The following is a 21,269-nucleotide window of genomic DNA, read 5'->3' on the forward strand; positions in this document are numbered from 1 at the left end:
AAAATGTTATGGTTCAGCGAATTACCCTTGCCCCCCAGGGGCCAGAATTCTCCCGTTTTGTGATGGGCTACTGGCGCCTGATGGACTGGAATATGTCCCCCCTCCAGCTGGCAAGCTTTATTGAAGAGCACCTCGATTTAGGCATCACCACGGTCGATCATGCGGATATTTACGGAGGCTATCAGTGCGAGGCCGCCTTTGGCGAGGCACTCAAGCTGGTTCCGGCGCTGCGCGATCGCATGGAGATCGTCACAAAATGTGGGATTGCCACCACGGCAAAACCTGAACATGCCCTCGGTCACTACATCACCGACAGCGCCCATATCATCAAGAGCGCCGAGCAGTCTCTGGTCAATCTGGCAACCGATCGTATCGACCTGCTGCTGATTCACCGTCCTGACCCGTTGATGGATGCCGATGAGGTGGCGGAAGCCTTCCTGAGCCTGCATCAGAGCGGGAAAGTGCGACACTTCGGCGTCTCCAACTTTACCCCGGCCCAGTTTGCGCTGCTTCAGTCTCGTCTGCCGTTTACCCTGGCCACTAACCAGGTTGAAATCTCCCCGGTACACCAGCCGCTGCTGCTGGACGGTACGCTCGATCAGCTGCAGCAGCTGCGCATTCGCCCGATGGCCTGGTCCTGCCTGGGCGGTGGACGCCTGTTTAATGACGAGGCGTTCCAGCCGCTGCGCAATGAGCTGGAAACCATCGCCCGCGAGCTGAACGCGGAGAGTATCGAACAGGTGGTTTATGCCTGGATCCTGCGTCTCCCGTCAAAACCGCTGCCGATTATTGGCTCCGGAAAAATTGAACGCGTCCGTTCCGCTCTGGCCGCCGAAGAGCTGCAAATGACCCGCCAGCAGTGGTTCCGCATCCGCAAGGCCGCGCTGGGTTACGACGTGCCATAAACCGCCAGATGGTGACTTTCCGGTGAAATCTGTGCCCCTGGTATACACTTAAGGGGCAAAAAATAACCCGCGGAGGTCATTATGAAGCGTTTTGCTCTGGCAATGGTCGCGCTGGTTGTTTGCGCAGGGGCGCAGGCAGCCAGCGACGAAGTAGAAATGAATCTCGTCACCTCACAGGGGGTGGGTCAGTCAATCGGGACGGTGAAAATCACTGAGACCGATAAAGGGCTGGAATTCGCACCCGATCTTAAAGCACTCCCGCCGGGCGAACACGGCTTTCACGTTCATGCCAAAGGGAGCTGTCAGCCAGCCATGAAAGAGGGTAAACCGTCGGCGGCGGAAGCAGCAGGGGGCCACCTCGACCCGCAGAACTCAGGTAAACATGAAGGGCCTGACGGAATGGGGCACCTGGGCGACTTGCCGGTGCTGGTGGTAAACAATGACGGTAAAGCCACGGATCCGGTCGTGGCCCCGCGGCTTAAAAAGCTGGATGAGGTCAAAGGCAAAGCGCTGATGATCCATGTGGGCGGGGATAACATGTCCGATCAGCCTAAACCGCTTGGCGGCGGTGGGGCACGCTATGCCTGCGGCGTAATCTGATCTCCAATCGTGCCCGGCGGTGGCGCCTGCTCGAGCTGCGACAGCGAGCAGTGCAGGCGCCAGATAATCGAGGCCAAATCGCGGGCTGCGGGCAGGTGATGCCGTGCAAGGGTATCGCAGATGCGCTGCAGTTCAGCAAGCGTGGCCTCCAGCGGACGCTGCTGAACCCCGCGCTCGCTCATGACATCGCGCAGCAGGGAAATGCAAACGTCACGCACCTGCGACAGCGGATCGGAACGCGTTTCCCACGCGCGAAGCTGCCAGACTACATGTGAACAGTTCAACAGCACCACGCCCCAGCGTAGCAGCCAGCGGCGGGAAAGCGCGTCCTGGCTGTTATTTAACTGGCTGACGTGGTGATACACCAGCGATTCATACTCGCTTTCACGCAGATGCGGTTTGCGGCTGAGCTGGTCTACAAACCCTCTGCGCAACTCCCGAATATGCCTGCGGCTTTTGCGCGCGTCAGAGCCGGGACGCAACACCGCGAAGGCCAGCCACGCCAGCCCCACGCCCAGGATCTTCGCCAGGTTGTCATTGAGAAAGTCGGCGTAATCGTAAACCGGCGGATTCGTCACGGAGATAAACGAGCCCATAAAGACAATCAGCTGTCCCCAGAGGCCCGCCAGTTTCGGCATTTGCAGCTTAAGTAGCTGCATGGTGGTTAACAGCGGAAACAGGAACAGCAGAAACTGCCAGAGATCGCTTATCTGTACCATCAGGCCAAACTTCACCACAAAACTGAACAGTGACAGCAACACCAGCGTTCGCAGCAGCAGCGTAAGGGAGTTAAACGGCGAGGCCGCGACGGAGTATAGCACGCAGCTGATGGCGGCCAGCGTCAGGGCCGCCGAACCGGACTCCCACTGCGTGGTGATGCTCCATGCCCCCACCAGCATCAGCGCACAGAAGGTGCGAAAACCGCTCCACAGCGCTTCCAGATAATCGGTGTGCCGCGCGAGAGCCGGGCTGCCGGGAACGGTGAACTCCGTGACCGGGGTGGCATTCTCTACCGCCTTAATCCAGCGGCTGCTGCGCAGGTATAGACGGCAAAAATAATTCAGACGCTGCCAGAAGGCGCGATGGCGGTAATCATATTCATCCACCGGAGCGAGCGGGGCAATGATCTTCGCAACGGTGTAGATATCTGCATCCGGGCGGGCAAGCGCCGCGAGTAGCGTTTCGATCACGGCGCGCGTGTTTTCCGGCGGCGTTGGCCAGTTGAGCAGCATCCGGCGCAGGCTGGAGATGGCGCTGGTCCTGCGCAGCTGCTGGTGCAGCAAATAGTTAAGCAGGGTGTTCTGACGGCGAAAACGGTAATGGCTCCAGAAAGCCTGAATCCGCAACAGATTCATGGTCAGGATCTGCCCGATAACCTTTTCATGCGCGAGGCGGATGTCATCGCTGGTATCCGGTTGCCACAGCAGGCTCGCGTGTTCCAGCAGCCGGGTATGCATGGTTTTCAGCGCTGTGATAAGCGCGGTCCCGTCGGAGGTGCTGGGCAGGACCATCATCATAAATCCGCCGCAGAGGATCCCGACAATCACTTCGCAGACGCGCGCCTGAGCGATATCCCACAGCTCGGTAGTGTCGAGCACGTTGACGACCGGGAAGGCGATAATGGCGGCCGTATAGCCCGCCAGCTGAAAAGCGTAGGCGACATTATTGGTGAAATGGGCGCAGGCCCATGTACAGCATCCCAGCCATGCCGCCATGCTCAGCAGGAACAGCCACGGATCGTTCAGCGTGTGGCCCGCGATAATTAACGCTGCGGTGGCACCCAGCAGGCTGCCTGCGATACGGCCAAGGCTTTTGCTGATCACTCCGCCAACGGTCGGGAAACTCACCACCGCCGCGGAGGTCATCGCCCAGTAGGGTTCGTCCAGGTTCAGGTAATAGGCGACGGTCAGCGCCAGGCACATGGCTATGCCGTTACGCAGCGCGTAGCGCCACTGGGGACGCGTCGCTTTCATCCACGGCGTGTTTTGCCAGGAGAGCGCCTGCAGCTTCATTAACGGGTTCCGATGGAGACAGTGCAGGTGGTGCCGGATACCAGCGTGATGTCCTCGGGTAAATGGTCAAACTCCACGCGCACAGGCACGCGTTGAGCCAGGCGCACCCACGGTACATTCGGTTTGATGTCCGGCACCAGCCCGGAATCGGTTTCAACGCTTTGATCGTAAATGGCGCGGCCAATGCTGGATACGTGACCCCGTAACTTCTGCGAGCCGCTGTAAAGCGTTATGGCGGCGGGTGCGCCTTCACGGATGTGCCGAAGCTTGGTCTCTTCGAAATAGCCCACTACGTAGAAGGAGTGGCTGTCGACGAGGGCAAAAATCGGCTGGCCGGTGGTGGCATAATTCCCCACGCGGGCGGAGAGGTTGGTCACCCATCCGTCGACGGGGGCGGTAATCACGGTTTGAGTCAGTTCCCACTGCGCTTGCTTCAGCGTCGCCTCTGCCGCGTTAACGCTCGCCTGCATCGCCTTAACGTTGATGTTGGCGGTATCCAAATCTTCCGCAGAGATGTAGTTTTTCGACAGATGACGGCGGCGGTTGGCCTCGTTGTTGGCCTTTGCCAGATCGGACTGGGCTTTCGCCAGCTGTGCCTGGGCGTTCAAAATCGCAATATGGTACGGGGTGTCGTCGATGCGGAATAACACCTCTCCCTTTTTAACGTACTGGTTATCCTTAATCAGCAGCGACGTAATGCTTCCTGACACCTGCGGGGTGATGCTGACCTGCTCAGCGCGAATTTTACCGTCGCGGGTCCAGGGGGACTGCATATAGAAATTCCACAACCACCAGCCAGCGACCAGGGCGAGGACCAGGACAAACAGGGTGGAAAAGTACTTCAGCGTTTTCAGAGGCATATTCACCACACGATCAGAACAGCAAGGCCCAGGCACACGGAGAGGGCAAACAGGGAGAGATCCATCAGCATGGGATGCCAGATTTCGCCGGAGTACATCCAGTCGCGAAGCAGGCGATGCGCGATGAGCCAAAGAATAAAGCCCACCAGCACGGCTTTAAACAGAGGGGGAAAGTAGACTGACGCACCGAAGATCAGGTCCTGGAGGGGTAAACCCTCTGAGCGATGAAAAAAGGTCACGAGCAGAGATCCTTTGCAGTGAACAGAATGCCGCGTTGGCTTGTCTGAGTATGAAGAAGCATCACGATTCAGTGTAAGTCATACTTTTGAGTTAGATGAATGCAGTATTGCATTTGTTTTGCCAATACAAATGCTGCACACTATTCTAAAATCAGTATAATAACTTAGCAAGCTAATTATAAGGAGATGAAATTGGAATCGCCATTAGGTTCTGATCTGGCAAGGTTGGTACGCGTCTGGCGTGCTCTGATTGACCATCGCCTGAAACCTCTGGAACTGACACAGACGCATTGGGTCACGTTGCACAACATTCATCAGCTGCCGCCCGACCAGTCGCAAATTCAACTGGCTAAAGCGATAGGCATTGAGCAACCGTCGCTGGTGCGCACGCTTGACCAGCTGGAAGAGAAGGGACTGATCTCCCGACAAACCTGCGCCAGCGATCGTCGCGCCAAGCGGATTAAGCTGACCGAGAAAGCGGCTCCTATCATCACTGAAATGGAAGCCGTAATTACCAAAACGCGCGGTGAAATCCTTTCAGGGGTTTCACCGGCGGAGCTGGAAATGCTCATCAGCCTGATTGCACGCCTTGAGCAAAACATCCATGAGCTGCAGTCTCGCGACTGACAAACACCAGGCCTTGCAGCAGCAAGGCCTTTTTATTACGTAAAGACGACCACCCGATTACGGCCGGTCTCTTTCGCTTCATACATCGCCTTGTCGGCACTTTCCACGCACGTTTCAGCGGTTATCAATGATGAGGTTGCCGTGAATACCCCCATGCTGATGGTAATCGGCTCCGGTAACTGCCCCCCGCTGCTGGCTTTATCAAAGCTGCTTAGCTTTAACCGTATACGTTCCGCCACCTGACACGCTGCCTCAGAGGAGGTGTTTGCCAGCATCAGGACAAATTCTTCGCCACCGATTCGCGCCGCGATGTCCTGCGGGCGCACGGAATCCATCAGCAGATTGGCGACAAACTGCAGGACTTTGTCTCCCTGAAGGTGACCATAGTTATCATTGATGCGCTTGAAGCGATCGAGATCGCTGACGATAACCGAAACGGGCCGGCTGGATTTCGCGATTTCCAGCGCCTGGTTTAACGATTCATAAAAATAGCTGCGGTTATAAAGGCGCGTGAGCGGATCGCGAATCGAATTCTGATACGACTGCTGATATTTTAAATGGGAATCACGGTACAGCATGAAAACGTCGTAAAGCAGAACAAAAATAATCATCAGCGTAGCGACGGTTTCAAATAGCCGGGCGCGATACCACGATATATCTTCAGCATGTCCGCCCACTAACAGCATTACGAGCGTAACGATATAGCACACGCACAGAAAATTACCGCCCACCCAGAACAGATTACGCACCCGCGTAATAAACATCAGGCTTGCTAATGTTACAACCCAGAGAACAATTAATGAAATATTGATGCAATGGCTCCACAGAACCATAAACTGCCGCGTTTCATTATCAACCAGGTCGATGGATAAAAACGCAGAATGGCTGGAATATAGCCAGGCTAACAGTACGCCACAGACGGTAAACAGAAATATACCGCTGACGATGGTGATATGGGCCGCACGGGAAAGGGACTGATTCCGTGTGGGATAGAGTAATGCCGAAGCGATCATCAGCACAGCCATTAAGAGATGGCGGAACATATAGTAGATCATCGCATCGTTGTAGTTAACGACGTTAAACTGATAGAGGTCAAGCCACGCTGGAAAGCTGGACAGCGTTCCGACCATCAGCAGTGCCGAACCGGCAAAGGCAAAGGCGATCGCAATCAGATAGAGCCGCCTCTTATCGCACCAGTATTTCATAGCCATAAAACAGGCAATAAACAGGTGAAACACGAGTAAAAAAATGGTGAGCGTAGGGAACACAAGAGGCGAGAAGGATGGTACCCATTCAACCAGTTTTGAAAAGAGAGCTTGTAGTATTCCGATAACGACAAGGCACCCGAAACAGAACGAGATATAACGACCTTTTAGACAAAGACTATTCGCAAGCATATAAATTTTTACAAAATGAGAAATAATTTATGAAGAGGTAATTGCGAAGAGTCTAATCAATTAATGCAATAAATACTTTGCGCAGAAACAATATACGGTGAGGTTAATTATTGGCGGGGTGAATGAATTTTGTAAATATATTCGTTCAAGTGATATATATTGTAAATGGATGTGGCCCGACGGCCACATCCATTTTTAATTAACGTGGGGACACGGTAACCTGGCTTCCGTTGCTTGCCAGCACAACGCGCTGACCTGCTGAGAAGCGGGTATTGCCCTGTTTCTGAACAACCATAATGGTGCTGCCGTCGTCTTTACGAATTTCCAGCTCTACGCCCTGCGTTTTGTTCATCGCACCCTGGACGCCCTGGCCTGCCACGCCACCGGCAACGGCGCCCGCTGCGGTTGCCAGAGAGCGGCCTGTGCCACCGCCAACGGTGTTACCCAGGAAACCACCCAGAACAGCACCACCGATTGCGCCCATGACGTTGTTTTCATCACCACCCTGAATTTGTACAGGACGGGCGTTAACAACGGTACCGTAAGTCACGCTCTGAACCTGTTTAGCTTCAGAAGCGCTGTAAACGTCGCCAGACAGTGAGCTGTCGTTCACACAGCCAGCCAAGGTTAAACCAATCAGCGAAACGCCCAGTACACGTACAATCATTTGAATCTCCTGTTCACCAAAAACGCCCATTTGGAGGCATCCGTTATGGCTAAATTATATGGCATAAAGGGCCATAGTTCATATCTTTGCACTAACAATAAGAAAATTGTACTTGAATTTGACTTAACGAGACATAAACAGGATCCGCTCGCGTTACCGGCATGACATTGTTAAAAAATATTATCGTCGGATGGCAAAGCAGCGTCGTTTATGGTTGAGTGGATATCCTTAGCCCACGCAACGTAAGGAAAGCGCATGAAATCGGGTCGCTACATTGGTGTGATGTCAGGCACCAGTCTGGATGGGGTAGATGTCGTTCTGGCCGCCATTGACGAACATATGGTAGCACAGCAGGCGAGCCTGACCTGGCCAATCCCCATTTCGCTGAAAGAGGATATTCTGAGTATCTGTCAGGGGCAGCAGCTGACTCTCTCCCAGCTTGGTCAACTTGATGTTCGCCTGGGGGCGCTGTTTGCGGATGCGGTGCAGGCGTTAATGCAAAAAGAACATCTTCGACCTCAGGATGTGGTCGCCATCGGGTGCCATGGACAAACCGTCTGGCATGAGCCGGTTGGCGAGGCGCCGCATACGTTGCAAATCGGCGATAATAACCAGATAGTGGCAAAGACGGGCGTGACGGTCGTCGGGGATTTCCGTCGTCGCGATATTGCCCTTGGCGGGCAGGGCGCACCGCTGGTGCCTGCTTTCCATCAGGCGCTGTTGGCGCATCCTTCAGAGCGTCGCATGGTGCTCAACATTGGCGGGATTGCTAACCTCTCGATGCTTATTCCGGGGCAGCCCGTTCGCGGCTACGATACCGGCCCCGGGAATATGCTAATGGATGCCTGGATCTGGCGGCAGTGCGGTCAACCGTATGATAAAAACGCCGAGTGGGCGAGCGAGGGTAAAGTGATCCTCCCGCTGCTGCAGTCTATGCTCAGCGACCCATATTTTGCCTTGCCGGCGCCGAAAAGCACTGGGCGTGAATACTTCAACTTTGGCTGGCTTGAGCGCCAGCTGGCGCTGTTCCCGGCACTGGCCCCGCAGGATATTCAGTCGACGCTTGCCGAATTAACGGCCGTGTCTATCTCTGAGCAAGTGCTGCTCAGCGGCGGCTGCGAACGCCTGCTGGTGTGCGGCGGCGGAAGCCGAAACCCGTTGGTGATGGCGCGCCTTGCCGGGCTGCTGCCGGGTACAGAAGTGACGACGACGGACGAGGCTGGCATCAGCGGTGATGATATGGAAGCGCTGGCTTTCGCCTGGCTTGCCTGGCGCACCATCGCCGGGCTACCGGGCAATTTGCCGTCGGTAACCGGCGCACGCGAGGCCAGCGTCCTCGGGGCGATTTTCCCGGCAAATCCGCGTCATAATCAGAGTTAACTGAAATTCAGCGCGTCGTCTGGTCGTTAGAATGGAGTAAAACAGGAGGGCGGTCATGCCCTCCAGGACCAGGAAAGTCTTCGGAATACGCCATGAAAAAAGTTCTTCTTATTGTCGCGCCTTTATTGCTGTCAGGGTGCAGCGTCTATAACCAGTTCCTTGAGCGCATGCAGACCGATACGCTGGAGTATCGCTGCGATGAAAAACCGCTGACCGTGAAGTTGAATAACCCACGTCAGGAAGCCAGCTTCGTTTACGACAATAAGCTGCTGACCCTTAAACAGGGGATCTCGGCCTCCGGGGCACGTTATTCTGACGGTATCTATGTGTTTTGGTCAAAAGGCGACAGCGCTACGGTTTACAAACGCGACCGCATTGTGCTGAACAACTGCCAGCTTGAAAATCCGAAGCGTTGAGATTTTTACAGGGGCGGCGCACAATAGCGCCACCCAATCTCAAGATCAGCTAACGCCATGTCAGATAACGATGAACTGCAGCAAATTGCGCATCTGCGCCGTGAATACACCAAAGGCGGCCTGCGCCGCCAGGATCTTCCCGCTGAACCCCTCGTGCTCTTTGAACGCTGGCTGAAACAGGCCTGCGATGCGAAGCTGGCTGACCCAACGGCCATGGTCGTCGCGACGGTAGATGAAAACGGTCAACCGTATCAGCGCATCGTCTTGCTCAAGCATTACGACGAGAAAGGGCTGGTGTTCTATACCAACCTGGGCAGCCGCAAGGCGCACCATCTGGAAAATAATCCCCGCATCAGCCTGCTGTTCCCCTGGCACATGCTGGAACGTCAGGTGATGGTCACCGGCAAGGCGGAACGTCTTTCGACGCTGGAGGTGGTGAAGTATTTCCACAGCCGTCCGCGCGACAGCCAGATTGGCGCCTGGGTGTCAAAACAGTCCAGCCGGATCTCTGCCCGCGGCGTGCTGGAAAGTAAGTTCCTGGAGCTGAAACAGAAGTTCCAGCAGGGGGAAATTCCCCTGCCAAGCTTCTGGGGCGGCTTCCGCATTCCGATTGAGCAGATGGAGTTCTGGCAGGGCGGTGAGCATCGCCTGCACGACCGCTTTTTATACCAGCGCGAGAATGGCGGCTGGAAAATCGACAGACTGGCACCGTAATCCCCGAAATTTGTTGATTTAAGCGCTAGCGCACACCGCGCTTGCGCTTTATTCTATTGTCCTTTCGCATCAGGCGAAAAGTCGTGTACCGGCAAAGGTGCAGTCGTTTATACATGGAGAATTTGATGGCAAGCAGTAACTTGATTAAACAATTGCAAGAGCGGGGCCTCGTGGCCCAGGTGACGGACGAGGAAGCGTTAGCAGAGCGACTGGCGCAAGGCCCGATCGCGCTCTATTGCGGCTTCGATCCCACCGCTGACAGCTTGCATTTGGGGCATCTTGTTCCATTGTTATGCCTGAAACGCTTCCAGATGGCGGGCCATAAGCCTGTTGCCCTGGTGGGCGGCGCGACCGGTCTGATTGGTGACCCAAGCTTTAAAGCCGCGGAGCGTAAGCTGAACACCGAAGATACCGTGCAGGAGTGGGTGGATAAGATCCGCAAGCAGGTTGCACCATTCCTCGACTTCAACTGTGGTGATAACTCTGCCATTGCCGCCAACAACTACGACTGGTTTGGCAGCATGAACGTGCTGACCTTCCTGCGAGACATCGGCAAGCACTTCTCTGTTAACCAGATGATTAACAAAGAAGCCGTGAAGCAGCGTCTGAACCGTGACGATCAGGGTATCTCCTTTACCGAGTTCTCCTACAACCTGCTGCAGGGCTATGACTTTGCCTGCCTGAACAAGCTGCACGGCGTTTCTCTGCAGATCGGCGGTTCTGACCAGTGGGGGAACATCACCTCCGGTATCGACCTGACCCGTCGTCTGCATCAGAACCAGGTGTTTGGCCTGACCGTTCCATTGATTACCAAAGCGGACGGCACCAAATTCGGTAAAACCGAAGGCGGCGCGGTGTGGCTGGATCCGAAGAAAACCAGTCCGTACAAATTCTACCAGTTCTGGATCAACACGGCGGACGCCGATGTTTACCGCTTCCTGAAGTTCTTCACCTTCATGGACATTGCAGAGATCAACGCGCTGGAAGAGGAAGATAAGAACAGCGGTAAAGCACCGCGTGCCCAGTACGTGCTGGCGGATGAAGTGACCAAACTGGTTCACGGTGAAGAAGGTCTGGCCGCGGCAAAACGCATTACTGCAAGCCTGTTCAACGGTACCCTGAGCGATCTGAGCGAAGCGGACTTCGAGCAGTTGGCGCAGGACGGTGTGCCGATGGTCGAAATGGAAAAAGGGGCTGACCTGATGCAGGCGCTGGTGGACTCTGAGCTCCAGCCTTCCCGCGGTCAGGCGCGTAAAACCATCGCGTCCAACGCTATCACCATCAACGGTGAAAAGCAGGCTGACCCGGAATACACCTTCGTTGACGGCGATCGTCTGTATGGCCGCTACACGCTGCTGCGCCGCGGTAAGAAAAACTACTGTCTGGTCTGCTGGAAATAATTAAAAGTCTTCAGGGGCGTGGGAAACCACGCCCTTTTTGTTTTTTTCGGGTTTGGTAAGTAAAAGATGAAGAACATCCTCGCCATTCAGTCCCACGTTGTATTTGGACATGCTGGCAATAGCGCAGCGGAGTTCCCGATGCGCCGCCTCGGAGCCAACGTCTGGCCCCTTAATACCGTGCAGTTCTCTAACCATACGCAATACGGCAAATGGACCGGCTGCGTGATGCCGCCTTCACACCTCACCGAGGTTGTGCAGGGTATTGCCGATATCGACCAGCTCAAACGCTGTGACGCCGTGCTGAGCGGCTACCTCGGCTCAGCGGAACAGGGGGAACATATCCTCGGTATCGTGCGTCAGGTTAAAGCGGCAAACCCGGCGGCAAAATACTTCTGCGATCCCGTCATGGGACACCCGGAGAAAGGCTGCATCGTGGCGCCTGGCGTAGCGGAGTTTCACGTTCGTCATGCGTTGCCCGCCAGCGATATCATTGCGCCCAACCTGATTGAGCTGGAGATCCTCTGCGAGCATTCGGTTAATAGCGTAGAAGAGGCGGTACGCGCGTCTCGCGAGCTGATAGCCCAGGGGCCTGAAATTGTGCTGGTAAAACATCTCGCCCGCGCAGGACTGACCCAGGAGCGTTTTGAGATGCTGCTGGTGACGAAAGATGACGCATGGCATATCAGCCGCCCGCTGGTGGATTTCGGCTCGCGTCAGCCGGTGGGTGTGGGTGATGTGACCAGCGGGCTGCTGCTGGTGAAACTGTTGCAGGGCGCAACGGTGAGAGACGCGCTGGAGCACGTTACGGCAGCGGTGTATGAAATTATGATTGCGACGAAAGATATGCAGGAATATGAACTGCAGGTGGTCGCGGCACAGGATCGAATCGCTAAGCCGGAGCATTATTTCAGCGCAACGCAGCTTTAAACGATGCCGGGTGGCGCTGCGCTTACCTGGCCTACTTAATCCGTAGGCCCGTGCAAGCGTAGCGCCGCCGGGCGATATTAGTTAAGACCTTCCGCTTTTAGCGCCGCAGCCACCGCTGGACGCTCCGCCACGCGCGCCATATACGATGCGATGTGGTCCAACCCCTCCAGGTTCAGCTTAACCGCACGCGCCCAGCGCAGGACGGTAAACAGGTACGCGTCGGCAATGGTGAAACGTGAACCACAAATCCACTGATCGTCTTTCAGCGCTTCATTCACAAACTGCAGCTTTTTCTCCAGCAGAGCTCGCACGGTTGGCTTGTACTCTTCCGGGGTATCCGGGCGGAACAGGGGGGTAAAGCCTTTGTGCAGCTCGGTGGCGATATAGTTTAACCACTCCAGCGTCTTATAACGTGCGACGCTGCCGGTAGGGGCAAGGAGCTGGCGATCCGGTACGTTGTCCGCCAGGAATTGCATAATCGCCACGCCTTCGGTCAGCAGAGTACCGTCATCCAGCAGCAGGGCCGGAACCTGCCCTTTTGGGTTAATCGCAAAAAAGTCATCCCCGTTTTCCAGGCGCTTTTTCATCAGATCAACGCCATCCAGCGTGAAATCTTTGCCGCTCTCGCGCAGGGTGATATGGGAAGCAAGAGAGCACGCGCCCGGTTTGTAGAACAGTTTCATCGGTAACTCCTTTTTGCTGAGGTTTCAGCTATGTTAGTGCGCGAAGGGACAAAAAAAAAGCCGCTAATCTCTTAGCGGCTTCTGTTCAGTCGTTTCTCTCAGATATTACGCGGTAGCGGTTTTGGTCGTTTCAGCCGTCTTGTCGTCGTCCTGAGTCATTCGATTCAGTTTCGGCGCGGTCAGCAGCATCAGCGCCGCGATAACCGCCGTAGCAATACCAATCTGCATGAACACGGTACCGTAGACGTTCAGGGAGACCAGTGGATCGGTCACGTTTTCCGGCACCGCCATCAGGTTCGCGATCTTACCGGCGATGATTGCCGCACCGGCAGTGGTCAGGAACCAGCTACCCATAATGAAGCCCATCAGACGCTGTGGCACCAGCTGTGCAACCATCGCCAGACCCAGACCGGAGATCATCAGTTCGCCAATAGACTGCAGCGCGTAGCTCAGGATCAGCCAGTTCACGGACACGATACCTGCGTCAGTCGCAAACCTGGTACCCAGCGGCAGCACCAGGAACGCACCGGAGCACAGCACCATTCCGATGGCGAACTTGTGCGGCATCGGCAGGCGGTCGCCCATCTTGTTATAGATAGCGGCCAGAATCGGGCTACCAATCATGATCCAGAACGGGTTCAGCGCCTGATACTGCTCCGGCTCGAACGCGATGCCCAGGATAGAGTGCTCAACGTTACGAATCGCGAAGAAGTTCAGAGAGGTTGGCATCTGGCTGTACAGCACGAAGAAGATAATCGCTTCCAGCATCAGAATGAACGCCACAATCATCTTACGGCGCGCAGCACCCTGCATAGCGAACGCTTCTTTCGCGAAGATGACCACGATACCCAGCGCAACCACGCCCAGAACGGCACGAGCGATACCCTGGTTGTGCAGCAGCCAGGTGGCGATCGCCGCCAGGACGACAACGCCCACGATAGTCGCCAGCAGTTTACCCATGTGTACTGGCTCGAAGTCAGGTTTTGAACCGTAGTCTTTTACCCAGCTGCGGCAGAACAGGAAGTTCACCACAGTGATCAGCATACCCACGAAGCTCAGCGCAAACGCCACGCTCCAGCCAAATTTCGCGGCCAGCCATGGGGTTGCCAGCATGGAGAAGAAGGAACCAATGTTGATGGACATGTAGTACATGGTAAATGCACCGTCCAGACGTGGGTCATCTTTGCTGTAGCAGGTTGAGAGCAGGGAAGACGGGTTCGCTTTGAACAGACCGTTACCCACGGCGATGGTTGCCATGCCCATATAGACCACAGCCGCATCATGTCCAGACCATGCAACCAGACCATAGCCAATAGCCAGAACAATAGCGCCCAGCATAATGACGCGCTTAGTACCAAGAACTTTATCACCCAGCCAGCCGCCAATGGCAACCAGACCGTAGACGAGGGCACTGAAGGAGGAGAACAGCGTGATGGAATCGGCTTCGGACATACCCAGCTGTTTAACCAGGTAAACCGCCATGATCCCTTGCAGGCCGTAGTAACCAAAACGCTCCCATAACTCGATAGAGAAGATGAGATAAAACGCTTTCGGTTGTTTAAAAGCGTTCAGACTCACGCTTTCATCTGTTGGTTTATTGTTTGCAGTCGACACATATACCTCTTTTTTTACATCCCATATTAACGGGGGTGTTCATAGCGTGATGGCCGTAGCCCATCCGCCTTATAGTTATATTGGGAGGAGAAACGGCGGGTAATGTTCACTATCCTGACCCGTCTGGCAATACGTTTGTAATACTCTGTTACATATATCTGGAGCGGTATAATCGTCGGTTTCTGTAAATGTTATTCAGCGTTAAATTTTATACGATAACTAAAGGTAGTTTTTTCGACTGCTATACACCCTGTGTGATGGGCTTTTGGCGATATGTTCTGCTATTTGCCGTCTGTTGCAGTGATATAGCCCATATTCTGAAAAATAGCTGGTCTTATCTTCCGGGTAAGCACAGTTATATCTTGCCCGGCAAAGGGTTTGCGATGACTTTGACTACAAAAAATCAACATGACGTTATCAGAGTGATCGCGATCACAGATGTATAGAAATTTTTGGCTATGAAAAAACTATTAACCTGTTTGAGCGTTATAGCGCGGAAGAAGTGACAGGCTGGAGGATAAAGAAGGCGGATGATTTATGGTCAGGAGAAGGGTTTCTGGAAGGCCCTCTCCTGGTGTGGGATTGTGATTGCGGATAAAAGTCAGGGATACACTTTTTCTTTATATTCGCAGAGATCTTCAATAATACAGGAGCCGCAGCGCGGCTTTCGGGCTATGCAGGTATAACGACCGTGCAAAATCAGCCAGTGATGGCAGTCAACCTTGAATTCGGCAGGGACCACTTTTAACAGCTTCTCTTCTACCTGCTCGACATTTTTCCCTGGGGCGAAGTTAGTCCGGTTTGAGACGCGGAATATATGGGTATCAACGGCTATCGTCGGCCAGCCAAACGCGGTATTGAGTACAACGTTCGCGGTTTTACGTCCCACCCCCGGTAATGCCTCCAAAGCCGCGCGGTCTTCCGGCACCTCGCCTCCGTGCTGTTCCAGCAGGATCCGACATGTCTTAATGACGTTCTCCGCCTTGCTGTTAAACAGGCCGATGGTTTTGATATAAGACTTAACGCCCTCCACGCCCAGCTCCAGCATCGCTTTTGGCGTATTGGCGACCGGATAGAGCAGGGCAGTGGCTTTGTTGACGCTCACATCGGTCGCCTGCGCAGAGAGCAGCACCGCGATCAGCAGCTCAAACGGGGAGGTAAAATTCAGCTCCGTCGTCGGGTGCGGGTTCTCGTCCCGCAGACGAGTCAGGATCGCAATGCGCTTTTCTTTATTCATGAAGCCTTCTCGGGTGTCCCTTCCAGAACGCTGCGCTCTGCCGCGCGGCGCTTACGTTTTTCATCAATCAGGTATTTTACCGCCAGCATCATGCCAAGGCCAATGAACGCGCCAGGCGGCAGCATCGCCAGCAGGAATGGCGTGTCGGTGTGGAACACTTCTATGCGCAGCACCTTGGCCCAGCCGCCCAGCAGGGCATCGGCACCGTCGAAGAGCGTCCCGTTGCCGAGAATTTCACGCATGGACCCGAGGACGAACATGGCGGCAGTCGCGCCCATGCCGATGGAAAACCCATCCAGAGCGGAAATGGCCGGGTTGTTTTTTACCGCGAAAGCCTCAGCGCGGCCAACGACGATGCAGTTGGTCACGATAAGCGGAATAAAAATCCCGAGCGACTGGTACAGGCCAAACGCGTAAGCGTTGATAAGCATCTGCACGACGCTCACCACCGACGCAATGATCATCACGTAAATCGGAATACGGATCTCCGACGGCGTCCAGCGGCGCAAAACAGAAATAGAGAAGTTGGTCAGGGTCAGCACCAGCGTGGTCGCCAGGCCCAGCCCGAGCGCGTTGGTAGCGGTAGATGTCACCGCCAGCAGCGGACAGAGTCCCAGAAGCTGTACCAGCGCGGAGTTGTTCTTCCACAGCCCCTGGACAATAACCTCTTTAACCTGGCTCATGATGACTCCCCACAGGCCGGAAGATTGTTGATTTGCGCGGGCAGCGTTTCAGCATATAGCCCGGCTCGTTTTACGGCGTTCACCACGGCGCGCGGCGTGATGGTTGCGCCGGTGAACTGGTCAAACTCACCGCCGTCTTTCTTCACCGCAAACGCGGTGTCACCTTCGCCATGGATTACTTTACCGGCAAAGTGCAAAATCCAGTCGCTCAGCCGGGTTTCAATTTTATCGCCCAGGCCCGGCGTTTCATGGTGTTCCGTCACGCGGGTGCCCAGTATGGTTCCGGTGAAATCGCTGCCGACAAGCAGTTGAATGGAGCCAGAATAGCCATCGGGCGCCGTCGCTTCCATCACTGCGCCTACGGGTTTATCTCCTTTGCGGGCGATAAAGACACGGTGCGTGCCTTTTCCAAGCTGCGTCGCGTCTACCACAAAGCAGCTTTTTTGCAGGTCATTATCGTAGAAATCGGACGGGATCACCTGATCGAACAGCGCCTTTTGCTGCTTCAGCGCCTGTTCTTCAATGGTCGTTTTGGTCAGCGCATTGACCAGTGCCGTCAGCCCGGTCAGGACCGCGGCGAAGACTGCCAGCGTGACGCCGTGTTTTTGCATCGTTTTTAGCATGGCGAAACCCTTAGCGATGGCCGTACACGCGGGGGCGCGTGTAATAGTCGATGAGCGGAACGGTAATATTGGCAAGCAGCACGGCAAACGCCACGCCGTCCGGGTATCCGCCAAAGCTGCGAATAAGCCACACCAGCAGCCCGGCCAGCGCGCCGAAGATCAGACGGCCGCGGTTAGTCGTTGATGCCGTAACCGGATCCGTCAGGATAAAGAAGGCACCCAGCATGGTCGCACCGGAGAGCAAATGCATCTGCGGGCTGGCCAGTGATTCAGGAGAGAAGAGCCAGCCCAGCGTGGCGCAGAACGCCAGCGTCACGAGGAAGCTCACCGGAATATGCCAGCGAATGGCTTTTTGCTGCAGCAGGAACAGGCCGCCCAGCAGATACGCCAGGTTGACCCACTGCCAGCCCGCGCCCGCCAGCATGCCGCTGTAGATCGCGGATTTCATGGTCTGCTCAACGCTGTGCCCGGCATGCAGGGACGTTTTGAAGGTATCGAGAGGCGTCGCCTGGCTGATGCCGTCCACGCCCATACGCAGCGCGTTCATATCAGCCCCCCGCGCCGTATGGCCGGTAAAGATCACGTGCAGGGCATCCATAAAGCCCGGAACCGTGGCCGCAATCTCGTGCGGAGGAAGCCAGCTGGTCATCTGCACCGGGAAAGAGATCAGCACCACCACGTAGCCAATCATCGCCGGATTAAACGGGTTATGGCCCAGCCCGCCATACAGCTGTTTAGCAATAATTACGGCAAACACGGTACCAAGTACCACCATCCACCACGGGGCAAACGGCGGAATACTGATGGCCAGCAGCAGGCCAGTCAGCAGCGCGGAGTTGTCGGCCAGGATGCGTGAAACGGCCATCTTGCGCAGCTTCAGCACGAGAGCCTCTGCTGCTATAGCGCTGGAACAGCCCAGGGCTATCTGGAACAGGGTTCCCCAGCCGAAAAACCAGCACTGAACGGCAATGCCCGGCAGCGCGGCCAGGCAGACCAGCATCATGATGCGCGAGGTCTGACGCTGGTTGTGGGTGTATGGGGAGCTTGCGATTCTGAAAACCATTTAATCCTCGTTTACGGCTTGCTGTGCGGCTTTCTTCGCCTGAACGCGCGCGATCGCGGCCGCGACGGCGGCCTTGCGCGGGTCGTCGTTTGCGGCCTGCGGCTGCTCTTCCTGCTGTGCCGCTTTACGCGCTTTGGCGCGAGCAATCGCGGCTTCAACGGCGGCTTTACGCGGGTCGACCGGTGCTTCGGGTTCTGCGGCAGGCGCCTGCTGCGCCGCTTTGCGCGCTTTGGCGCGGGCAATTGCGGCTTCAACGGCGGCTTTACGCGGATCGACCGCTTCCTGTTCAACCACTACCTGCTGCTCCCCGGCCTTGCGGGCTTTGGCGCGGGCAATGGCCGCTTCAACGGCAGCTTTGCGTGGATCGACTTCAGCTTCCGGCTGTGCCGTTTGCGCTTTTTCCGCCTGGCGGGCGCGGGCCGCAGCCTTACGTGCTTCGCGGGCGGCAATCGCTTCGCTGTTATCCGGTTTTTCACCGGCCTGGATCACCAGCGTCTGGGCGGCATTGGCTTTTTTCTCGCGAACGCGCGCCAGGGCGGCGTTAATCGCATCCTGATCTTTTTCGGCAGGCTGAACGGCGGCCTGCTTATGTCGCTCCTGACGAGCCATCTTCTCACGTTCGAGACGCGCCTGGCGCGCTTCGAAGCGAGCCCTGGCTTCCGCGGCGCGTTTTTCTTCCATGGAGATGGCATAAATCTCGGCCTTCTCCTGGCGGAAGTACTGCACCAGCGGAATGTTGCTTGGACAGACCCAGGCGCAGGCGCCGCATTCGATGCAGTCGGCCAGGTTATGGGCTTTGGCTTTATCGTGCAGCTGGCCTTTGCTGTACCAGTACAGCTGCTGCGGGAGCAGATCCGCCGGGCAGGCATCGGCACAGGCGCTGCAGCGGATGCAGCCTTTCTCTTCCTGCTCCTCGCCCATCTCAGTCGGGGAAGGGGCAAGCAGACAGTTGGTGATTTTCACTACCGGGACATCGAGCCACGGCAGGGTAAAGCCCATCAGCGGGCCGCCCATGATCACCATCTGGTCGCTGGCCGGGCAAAATTCAGCCTGTTCCAGCAGGTGGCGCACCGGCGTACCAAGACGTGCCCAGACGTTGCCCGGACGAGAGACCGACTCTCCGGTCAGCGTCACCACGCGTTCGGTCAACGGCTCGCCGTCAATCACCGCGCGCTTCACGGCGTAAGCGGTTCCGACGTTTTGCATCAGTACGCCGATATCCGACGAGCGTCCGCCATGCGGCACCTGCTTTCCGGTGAGGATTTGCGTCAGCTGTTTTGCGCCGCCAGAAGGGTACTTGGTCGGAATGACGCGCAGGGCGATATCATGGCTACCGGCCAGCACGGCGCGCAGCATTGAGATAGCCTGCGGTTTATTGTCTTCAATACCAATCAACACTTCTCGCGGCTGTAAGATGTGCGCGAGGATGCGGATGCCTTCCACCACCTGGGCGGCGCAATCCTGCATCAGACGATCGTCAGCGGTGATATACGGCTCGCACTCGGCGGCATTGATAATCAATGTCTGAATGTTATCGCCGCCGCCGCGCAGCTTGACGCCGGTCGGGAAGCCCGCGCCGCCGAGGCCCGCGACGCCGTACTGATGAATACGCTCGATAAGCGCTTCGCGACTCTGGCTGCGGTAGTCGCTCCAGCCGTCACGGTCAATCCAGCGATCTTCGCCGTCGGCTTCAATAATCACGCTCAGTTCCGACAGCGCGGACGGATGCGCCACCGTATGAGGGGCAATCGCCACCACTTTACCGGATGTTGGGGCGTGAATCGGCAGCATACGTCCACGGCCAAAGGTCAACGGCTGACCGCGAAGGACCGTATCGCCTTCTTTCACGCACAGCTCGCCCTCAGCGCCAATATGCTGCTTGAGCGGCATGACGAAACGGGTCGCCAGCGGAATTTGACGCAGCGGCGTGCCGTTGGACTGGGTTTTCATCTCCGGCGGATGGATCCCGCCGTCAAAGTCCCAAATCTTCTCTTTTCTGAAAGCAGAAAATAACTTAAGCATGTTGTTCCACAGGAATATTGCGAACCGGAATGGTTTGAAGATCCCACTTCCAGCTTTCGGTAGTCGTTTCAACCGGGCGCAGCTCAATACATTGCGTCGGGCAGGGGGCCACGCAGAGGTTACAGCCGGTGCACAGATCCGCCACAACGGTGTGCATGGCGCGGGTCGCGCCGACAATGGCGTCAACCGGACAGGCCTGAATACATTTGGTGCAGCCGATGCAGTTTGCTTCGTCGATCACGGCGAGGGCGCGAACCGGCTCCTGCACCTCCGCATCGCCATCTACGGGCTGCGGATCTACGTTAAGCAGGGCGGCAATTTTCAGCATTACCGCTTCGCCACCGGGCGCACAACGGTTAATTTTTTCACCCTGAATCCCTACCGCTTCAGCGTAAGGGCGGCAGCCCGGGTAGCCGCACTGCCCGCACTGACTTTGCGGCAAAAGCTCATCAATTTTTTCAACAACAGGATCGTCCTCTACCGCGAAACGGCGGGAGGCGTAGCCCAGGATAAGGCCAAACACCAACCCCAGGACGCTGATAGAGGCGATGGCAATCCAGATAGCACTCATTACAACTTCACCAGACCACTAAAGCCCATAAAGGCCAGAGACATTAAACCCGCGGTGACCAGCGCAATGGCATTTCCGCGAAATGGCGCAGGGATATCCGCTGCCGCCAGACGTTCGCGAATCGACGCGAACAGAACCATAACAAAGGAGAAACCGACGGCGGCGGAAAAACCGTACAGCGCCGACTGCATAAAGTTATGCCCAAGGTTGATGTTCAGCAGCGCCACGCCGAGTACCGCGCAGTTGGTGGTGATCAGCGGCAGGAAGATACCCAGCAGGCGATAGAGCGCCGGGCTGGTTTTACGCACCACCATTTCAGTAAATTGCACCACAACCGCAATAACCAGAATAAACGCCAGCGTACGGAGATAGATTAACCCCAGCGGGATGAGGATCCAGGTGTCAATCAACCACGCGCAGATAGACGCCATCGTCATGACAAAGGTCGTCGCCAGCCCCATGCCCATCGCCGTTTCCAGCTTTTTGGACACGCCCATAAACGGGCACAGGCCAAGGAACTTCACCAGAACGAAGTTGTTAACCAGCACGGTGCCGACAAAGAGCAGTAAGTAATCGGTCATTATTTAGCCTGAAATAAAAAAGCCGCCTATTATCGGACAAACCGGGTC

22 protein-coding genes are annotated in these 21,269 nt (G+C 55.9%); 8 read left to right on the forward strand and 14 right to left on the reverse strand.

All coding sequences use genetic code 11. The annotated features are described in order from the left end of the window. The first annotated feature begins 8 nt into the window (after positions 1 to 8). A complete protein-coding gene (locus tag HBM95_09900; GenBank protein ID NIH43241.1) occupies positions 9 to 905 on the forward strand; it encodes an aldo/keto reductase family oxidoreductase in 897 nt (298 codons plus the stop codon). An 81-nt stretch (positions 906 to 986) separates the two neighbouring features. Beyond that, positions 987 to 1,505 (forward strand): superoxide dismutase [Cu-Zn] SodC2, encoded by a 519-nt coding sequence (gene sodC, locus HBM95_09905; GenBank protein ID NIH43242.1) that lies wholly within the window; start codon positions 987 to 989, stop codon positions 1,503 to 1,505. Here the strand turns inward: sodC and HBM95_09910 are convergent. From HBM95_09910 to HBM95_09920, 3 genes are read right to left on the reverse strand one after another with little or no spacing between them, the layout of a single operon-like run. Then, positions 1,484 to 3,517: an FUSC family protein gene (locus tag HBM95_09910; GenBank protein ID NIH43243.1), complete on the reverse strand. Its 2,034-nt coding sequence runs from the start codon at positions 3,515 to 3,517 to the stop codon at positions 1,484 to 1,486. The genes sodC and HBM95_09910 overlap by 22 nt on opposite strands. After that, entirely contained in the window at positions 3,517 to 4,377 is an 861-nt protein-coding gene (locus HBM95_09915) for an HlyD family secretion protein (GenBank protein NIH43244.1), read from the reverse strand. Before HBM95_09915 ends, HBM95_09910 begins: the two co-directional genes overlap by 1 nt. 2 nt (positions 4,378 to 4,379) lie before the next feature. Then, positions 4,380 to 4,616 carry a DUF1656 domain-containing protein gene (locus HBM95_09920; GenBank protein NIH43245.1) on the reverse strand — a complete coding sequence of 79 codons (237 nt, stop codon included), beginning with the start codon at positions 4,614 to 4,616 and terminating at the stop codon, positions 4,380 to 4,382. 186 nt (positions 4,617 to 4,802) lie between these two features. Between HBM95_09920 and slyA the strand changes: the two genes are divergently transcribed. Then, the gene (gene slyA, locus HBM95_09925) at positions 4,803 to 5,243 is read left to right on the forward strand and encodes a transcriptional regulator SlyA (protein NIH43246.1); all 441 of its coding nucleotides are present in this window, start codon (positions 4,803 to 4,805) and stop codon (positions 5,241 to 5,243) included. Positions 5,244 to 5,278: 35 nt separating this feature from the next. Here the strand turns inward: slyA and HBM95_09930 are convergent, their stop codons facing one another. Together HBM95_09930 and slyB are read right to left on the reverse strand one after the other, a co-directional pair. After that, the gene (locus tag HBM95_09930) at positions 5,279 to 6,640 is read right to left on the reverse strand and encodes a GGDEF domain-containing protein (GenBank protein ID NIH43247.1); all 1,362 of its coding nucleotides are present in this window, start codon (positions 6,638 to 6,640) and stop codon (positions 5,279 to 5,281) included. 199 nt (positions 6,641 to 6,839) lie between these two features. Further along, positions 6,840 to 7,307, reverse strand: a complete 468-nt coding sequence (gene slyB, locus HBM95_09935) for an outer membrane lipoprotein SlyB (GenBank protein ID NIH43248.1) — start codon at positions 7,305 to 7,307, stop codon at positions 6,840 to 6,842. A gap of 255 nt (positions 7,308 to 7,562) precedes the next feature. Between slyB and anmK the strand changes: the two genes are divergently transcribed. The 5 genes from anmK (at position 7,563) to pdxY (ending at position 12,144) form a co-directional block, all read left to right on the forward strand. Then, complete coding sequence (gene anmK / locus HBM95_09940) at positions 7,563 to 8,687, forward strand: anhydro-N-acetylmuramic acid kinase (protein ID NIH43249.1); 1,125 nt, start codon at positions 7,563 to 7,565, stop codon at positions 8,685 to 8,687. Between the two features lie 92 nt (positions 8,688 to 8,779). Continuing rightward, positions 8,780 to 9,103: a C-type lysozyme inhibitor gene (gene mliC / locus HBM95_09945; GenBank protein ID NIH43250.1), complete on the forward strand. Its 324-nt coding sequence runs from the start codon at positions 8,780 to 8,782 to the stop codon at positions 9,101 to 9,103. 57 nt (positions 9,104 to 9,160) lie between these two features. Next, positions 9,161 to 9,817: a pyridoxamine 5'-phosphate oxidase gene (gene pdxH / locus HBM95_09950; protein NIH43251.1), complete on the forward strand. Its 657-nt coding sequence runs from the start codon at positions 9,161 to 9,163 to the stop codon at positions 9,815 to 9,817. A gap of 125 nt (positions 9,818 to 9,942) precedes the next feature. After that, a complete protein-coding gene (gene tyrS, locus HBM95_09955) occupies positions 9,943 to 11,217 on the forward strand; it encodes a tyrosine--tRNA ligase (protein ID NIH43252.1) in 1,275 nt (424 codons plus the stop codon). A gap of 66 nt (positions 11,218 to 11,283) precedes the next feature. Continuing rightward, a complete protein-coding gene (gene pdxY, locus HBM95_09960; GenBank protein ID NIH43253.1) occupies positions 11,284 to 12,144 on the forward strand; it encodes a pyridoxal kinase PdxY in 861 nt (286 codons plus the stop codon). Positions 12,145 to 12,221: 77 nt separating this feature from the next. Here the strand turns inward: pdxY and gstA are convergent, their stop codons facing one another. The 9 genes from gstA to rsxA all read right to left on the reverse strand — a co-directional run bounded on the left by gstA (position 12,222) and on the right by rsxA (position 21,221). Beyond that, positions 12,222 to 12,827: a glutathione transferase GstA gene (gene gstA / locus HBM95_09965; protein ID NIH43254.1), complete on the reverse strand. Its 606-nt coding sequence runs from the start codon at positions 12,825 to 12,827 to the stop codon at positions 12,222 to 12,224. Positions 12,828 to 12,932: 105 nt separating this feature from the next. Continuing rightward, positions 12,933 to 14,441, reverse strand: coding sequence for a dipeptide/tripeptide permease DtpA (gene dtpA / locus HBM95_09970; GenBank protein ID NIH43255.1), 1,509 nt, complete (start codon positions 14,439 to 14,441; stop codon positions 12,933 to 12,935). A 601-nt stretch (positions 14,442 to 15,042) separates the two neighbouring features. Continuing rightward, entirely contained in the window at positions 15,043 to 15,678 is a 636-nt protein-coding gene (gene nth / locus HBM95_09975; protein NIH43256.1) for an endonuclease III, read from the reverse strand. After that, positions 15,675 to 16,361, reverse strand: a complete 687-nt coding sequence (locus tag HBM95_09980) for an electron transport complex subunit E (protein ID NIH43257.1) — start codon at positions 16,359 to 16,361, stop codon at positions 15,675 to 15,677. Before HBM95_09980 ends, nth begins: the two co-directional genes overlap by 4 nt. Beyond that, complete coding sequence (rsxG, locus tag HBM95_09985) at positions 16,358 to 16,984, reverse strand: electron transport complex subunit RsxG (protein NIH43258.1); 627 nt, start codon at positions 16,982 to 16,984, stop codon at positions 16,358 to 16,360. Before rsxG ends, HBM95_09980 begins: the two co-directional genes overlap by 4 nt. A 10-nt stretch (positions 16,985 to 16,994) precedes the next feature. Continuing rightward, positions 16,995 to 18,047, reverse strand: a complete 1,053-nt coding sequence (rsxD, locus tag HBM95_09990) for an electron transport complex subunit RsxD (GenBank protein NIH43259.1) — start codon at positions 18,045 to 18,047, stop codon at positions 16,995 to 16,997. Continuing rightward, the gene (rsxC, locus tag HBM95_09995) at positions 18,048 to 20,069 is read right to left on the reverse strand and encodes an electron transport complex subunit RsxC (protein NIH43260.1); all 2,022 of its coding nucleotides are present in this window, start codon (positions 20,067 to 20,069) and stop codon (positions 18,048 to 18,050) included. Next, positions 20,062 to 20,640 (reverse strand): electron transport complex subunit RsxB, encoded by a 579-nt coding sequence (gene rsxB / locus HBM95_10000; GenBank protein ID NIH43261.1) that lies wholly within the window; start codon positions 20,638 to 20,640, stop codon positions 20,062 to 20,064. Before rsxB ends, rsxC begins: the two co-directional genes overlap by 8 nt. Next, a complete protein-coding gene (rsxA, locus tag HBM95_10005) occupies positions 20,640 to 21,221 on the reverse strand; it encodes an electron transport complex subunit RsxA (protein NIH43262.1) in 582 nt (193 codons plus the stop codon). Before rsxA ends, rsxB begins: the two co-directional genes overlap by 1 nt. Positions 21,222 to 21,269 lie beyond the last annotated feature (48 nt).

Source organism: Enterobacter asburiae, assembly GCA_011754535.1.
Lineage (GTDB): Bacteria > Pseudomonadota > Gammaproteobacteria > Enterobacterales > Enterobacteriaceae > Enterobacter > Enterobacter cloacae_N.

Bases quoted from the DNA above. Each gene is read 5' to 3' on its own strand.
- HBM95_09900 (NIH43241.1), top strand. From the start codon at position 9: ATGGTTCAGCGAATTACCCTTGCCCCCCAGGGGCCAGAATTCTCCCGT.
- sodC (NIH43242.1), top strand. From the start codon at position 987: ATGAAGCGTTTTGCTCTGGCAATGGTCGCGCTGGTTGTTTGCGCAGGG.
- HBM95_09910 (NIH43243.1), bottom strand. From the start codon at position 3,517: ATGAAGCTGCAGGCGCTCTCCTGGCAAAACACGCCGTGGATGAAAGCG.
- HBM95_09915 (NIH43244.1), bottom strand. From the start codon at position 4,377: ATGCCTCTGAAAACGCTGAAGTACTTTTCCACCCTGTTTGTCCTGGTC.
- slyA (NIH43246.1), top strand. From the start codon at position 4,803: ATGAAATTGGAATCGCCATTAGGTTCTGATCTGGCAAGGTTGGTACGC.
- HBM95_09930 (NIH43247.1), bottom strand. From the start codon at position 6,640: ATGCTTGCGAATAGTCTTTGTCTAAAAGGTCGTTATATCTCGTTCTGT.
- slyB (NIH43248.1), bottom strand. From the start codon at position 7,307: ATGATTGTACGTGTACTGGGCGTTTCGCTGATTGGTTTAACCTTGGCT.
- anmK (NIH43249.1), top strand. From the start codon at position 7,563: ATGAAATCGGGTCGCTACATTGGTGTGATGTCAGGCACCAGTCTGGAT.
- mliC (NIH43250.1), top strand. From the start codon at position 8,780: ATGAAAAAAGTTCTTCTTATTGTCGCGCCTTTATTGCTGTCAGGGTGC.
- pdxH (NIH43251.1), top strand. From the start codon at position 9,161: ATGTCAGATAACGATGAACTGCAGCAAATTGCGCATCTGCGCCGTGAA.
- tyrS (NIH43252.1), top strand. From the start codon at position 9,943: ATGGCAAGCAGTAACTTGATTAAACAATTGCAAGAGCGGGGCCTCGTG.
- pdxY (NIH43253.1), top strand. From the start codon at position 11,284: ATGAAGAACATCCTCGCCATTCAGTCCCACGTTGTATTTGGACATGCT.
- gstA (NIH43254.1), bottom strand. From the start codon at position 12,827: ATGAAACTGTTCTACAAACCGGGCGCGTGCTCTCTTGCTTCCCATATC.
- nth (NIH43256.1), bottom strand. From the start codon at position 15,678: ATGAATAAAGAAAAGCGCATTGCGATCCTGACTCGTCTGCGGGACGAG.
- HBM95_09980 (NIH43257.1), bottom strand. From the start codon at position 16,361: ATGAGCCAGGTTAAAGAGGTTATTGTCCAGGGGCTGTGGAAGAACAAC.
- rsxG (NIH43258.1), bottom strand. From the start codon at position 16,984: ATGCTAAAAACGATGCAAAAACACGGCGTCACGCTGGCAGTCTTCGCC.
- rsxD (NIH43259.1), bottom strand. From the start codon at position 18,047: ATGGTTTTCAGAATCGCAAGCTCCCCATACACCCACAACCAGCGTCAG.
- rsxC (NIH43260.1), bottom strand. From the start codon at position 20,069: ATGCTTAAGTTATTTTCTGCTTTCAGAAAAGAGAAGATTTGGGACTTT.
- rsxB (NIH43261.1), bottom strand. From the start codon at position 20,640: ATGAGTGCTATCTGGATTGCCATCGCCTCTATCAGCGTCCTGGGGTTG.
- rsxA (NIH43262.1), bottom strand. From the start codon at position 21,221: ATGACCGATTACTTACTGCTCTTTGTCGGCACCGTGCTGGTTAACAAC.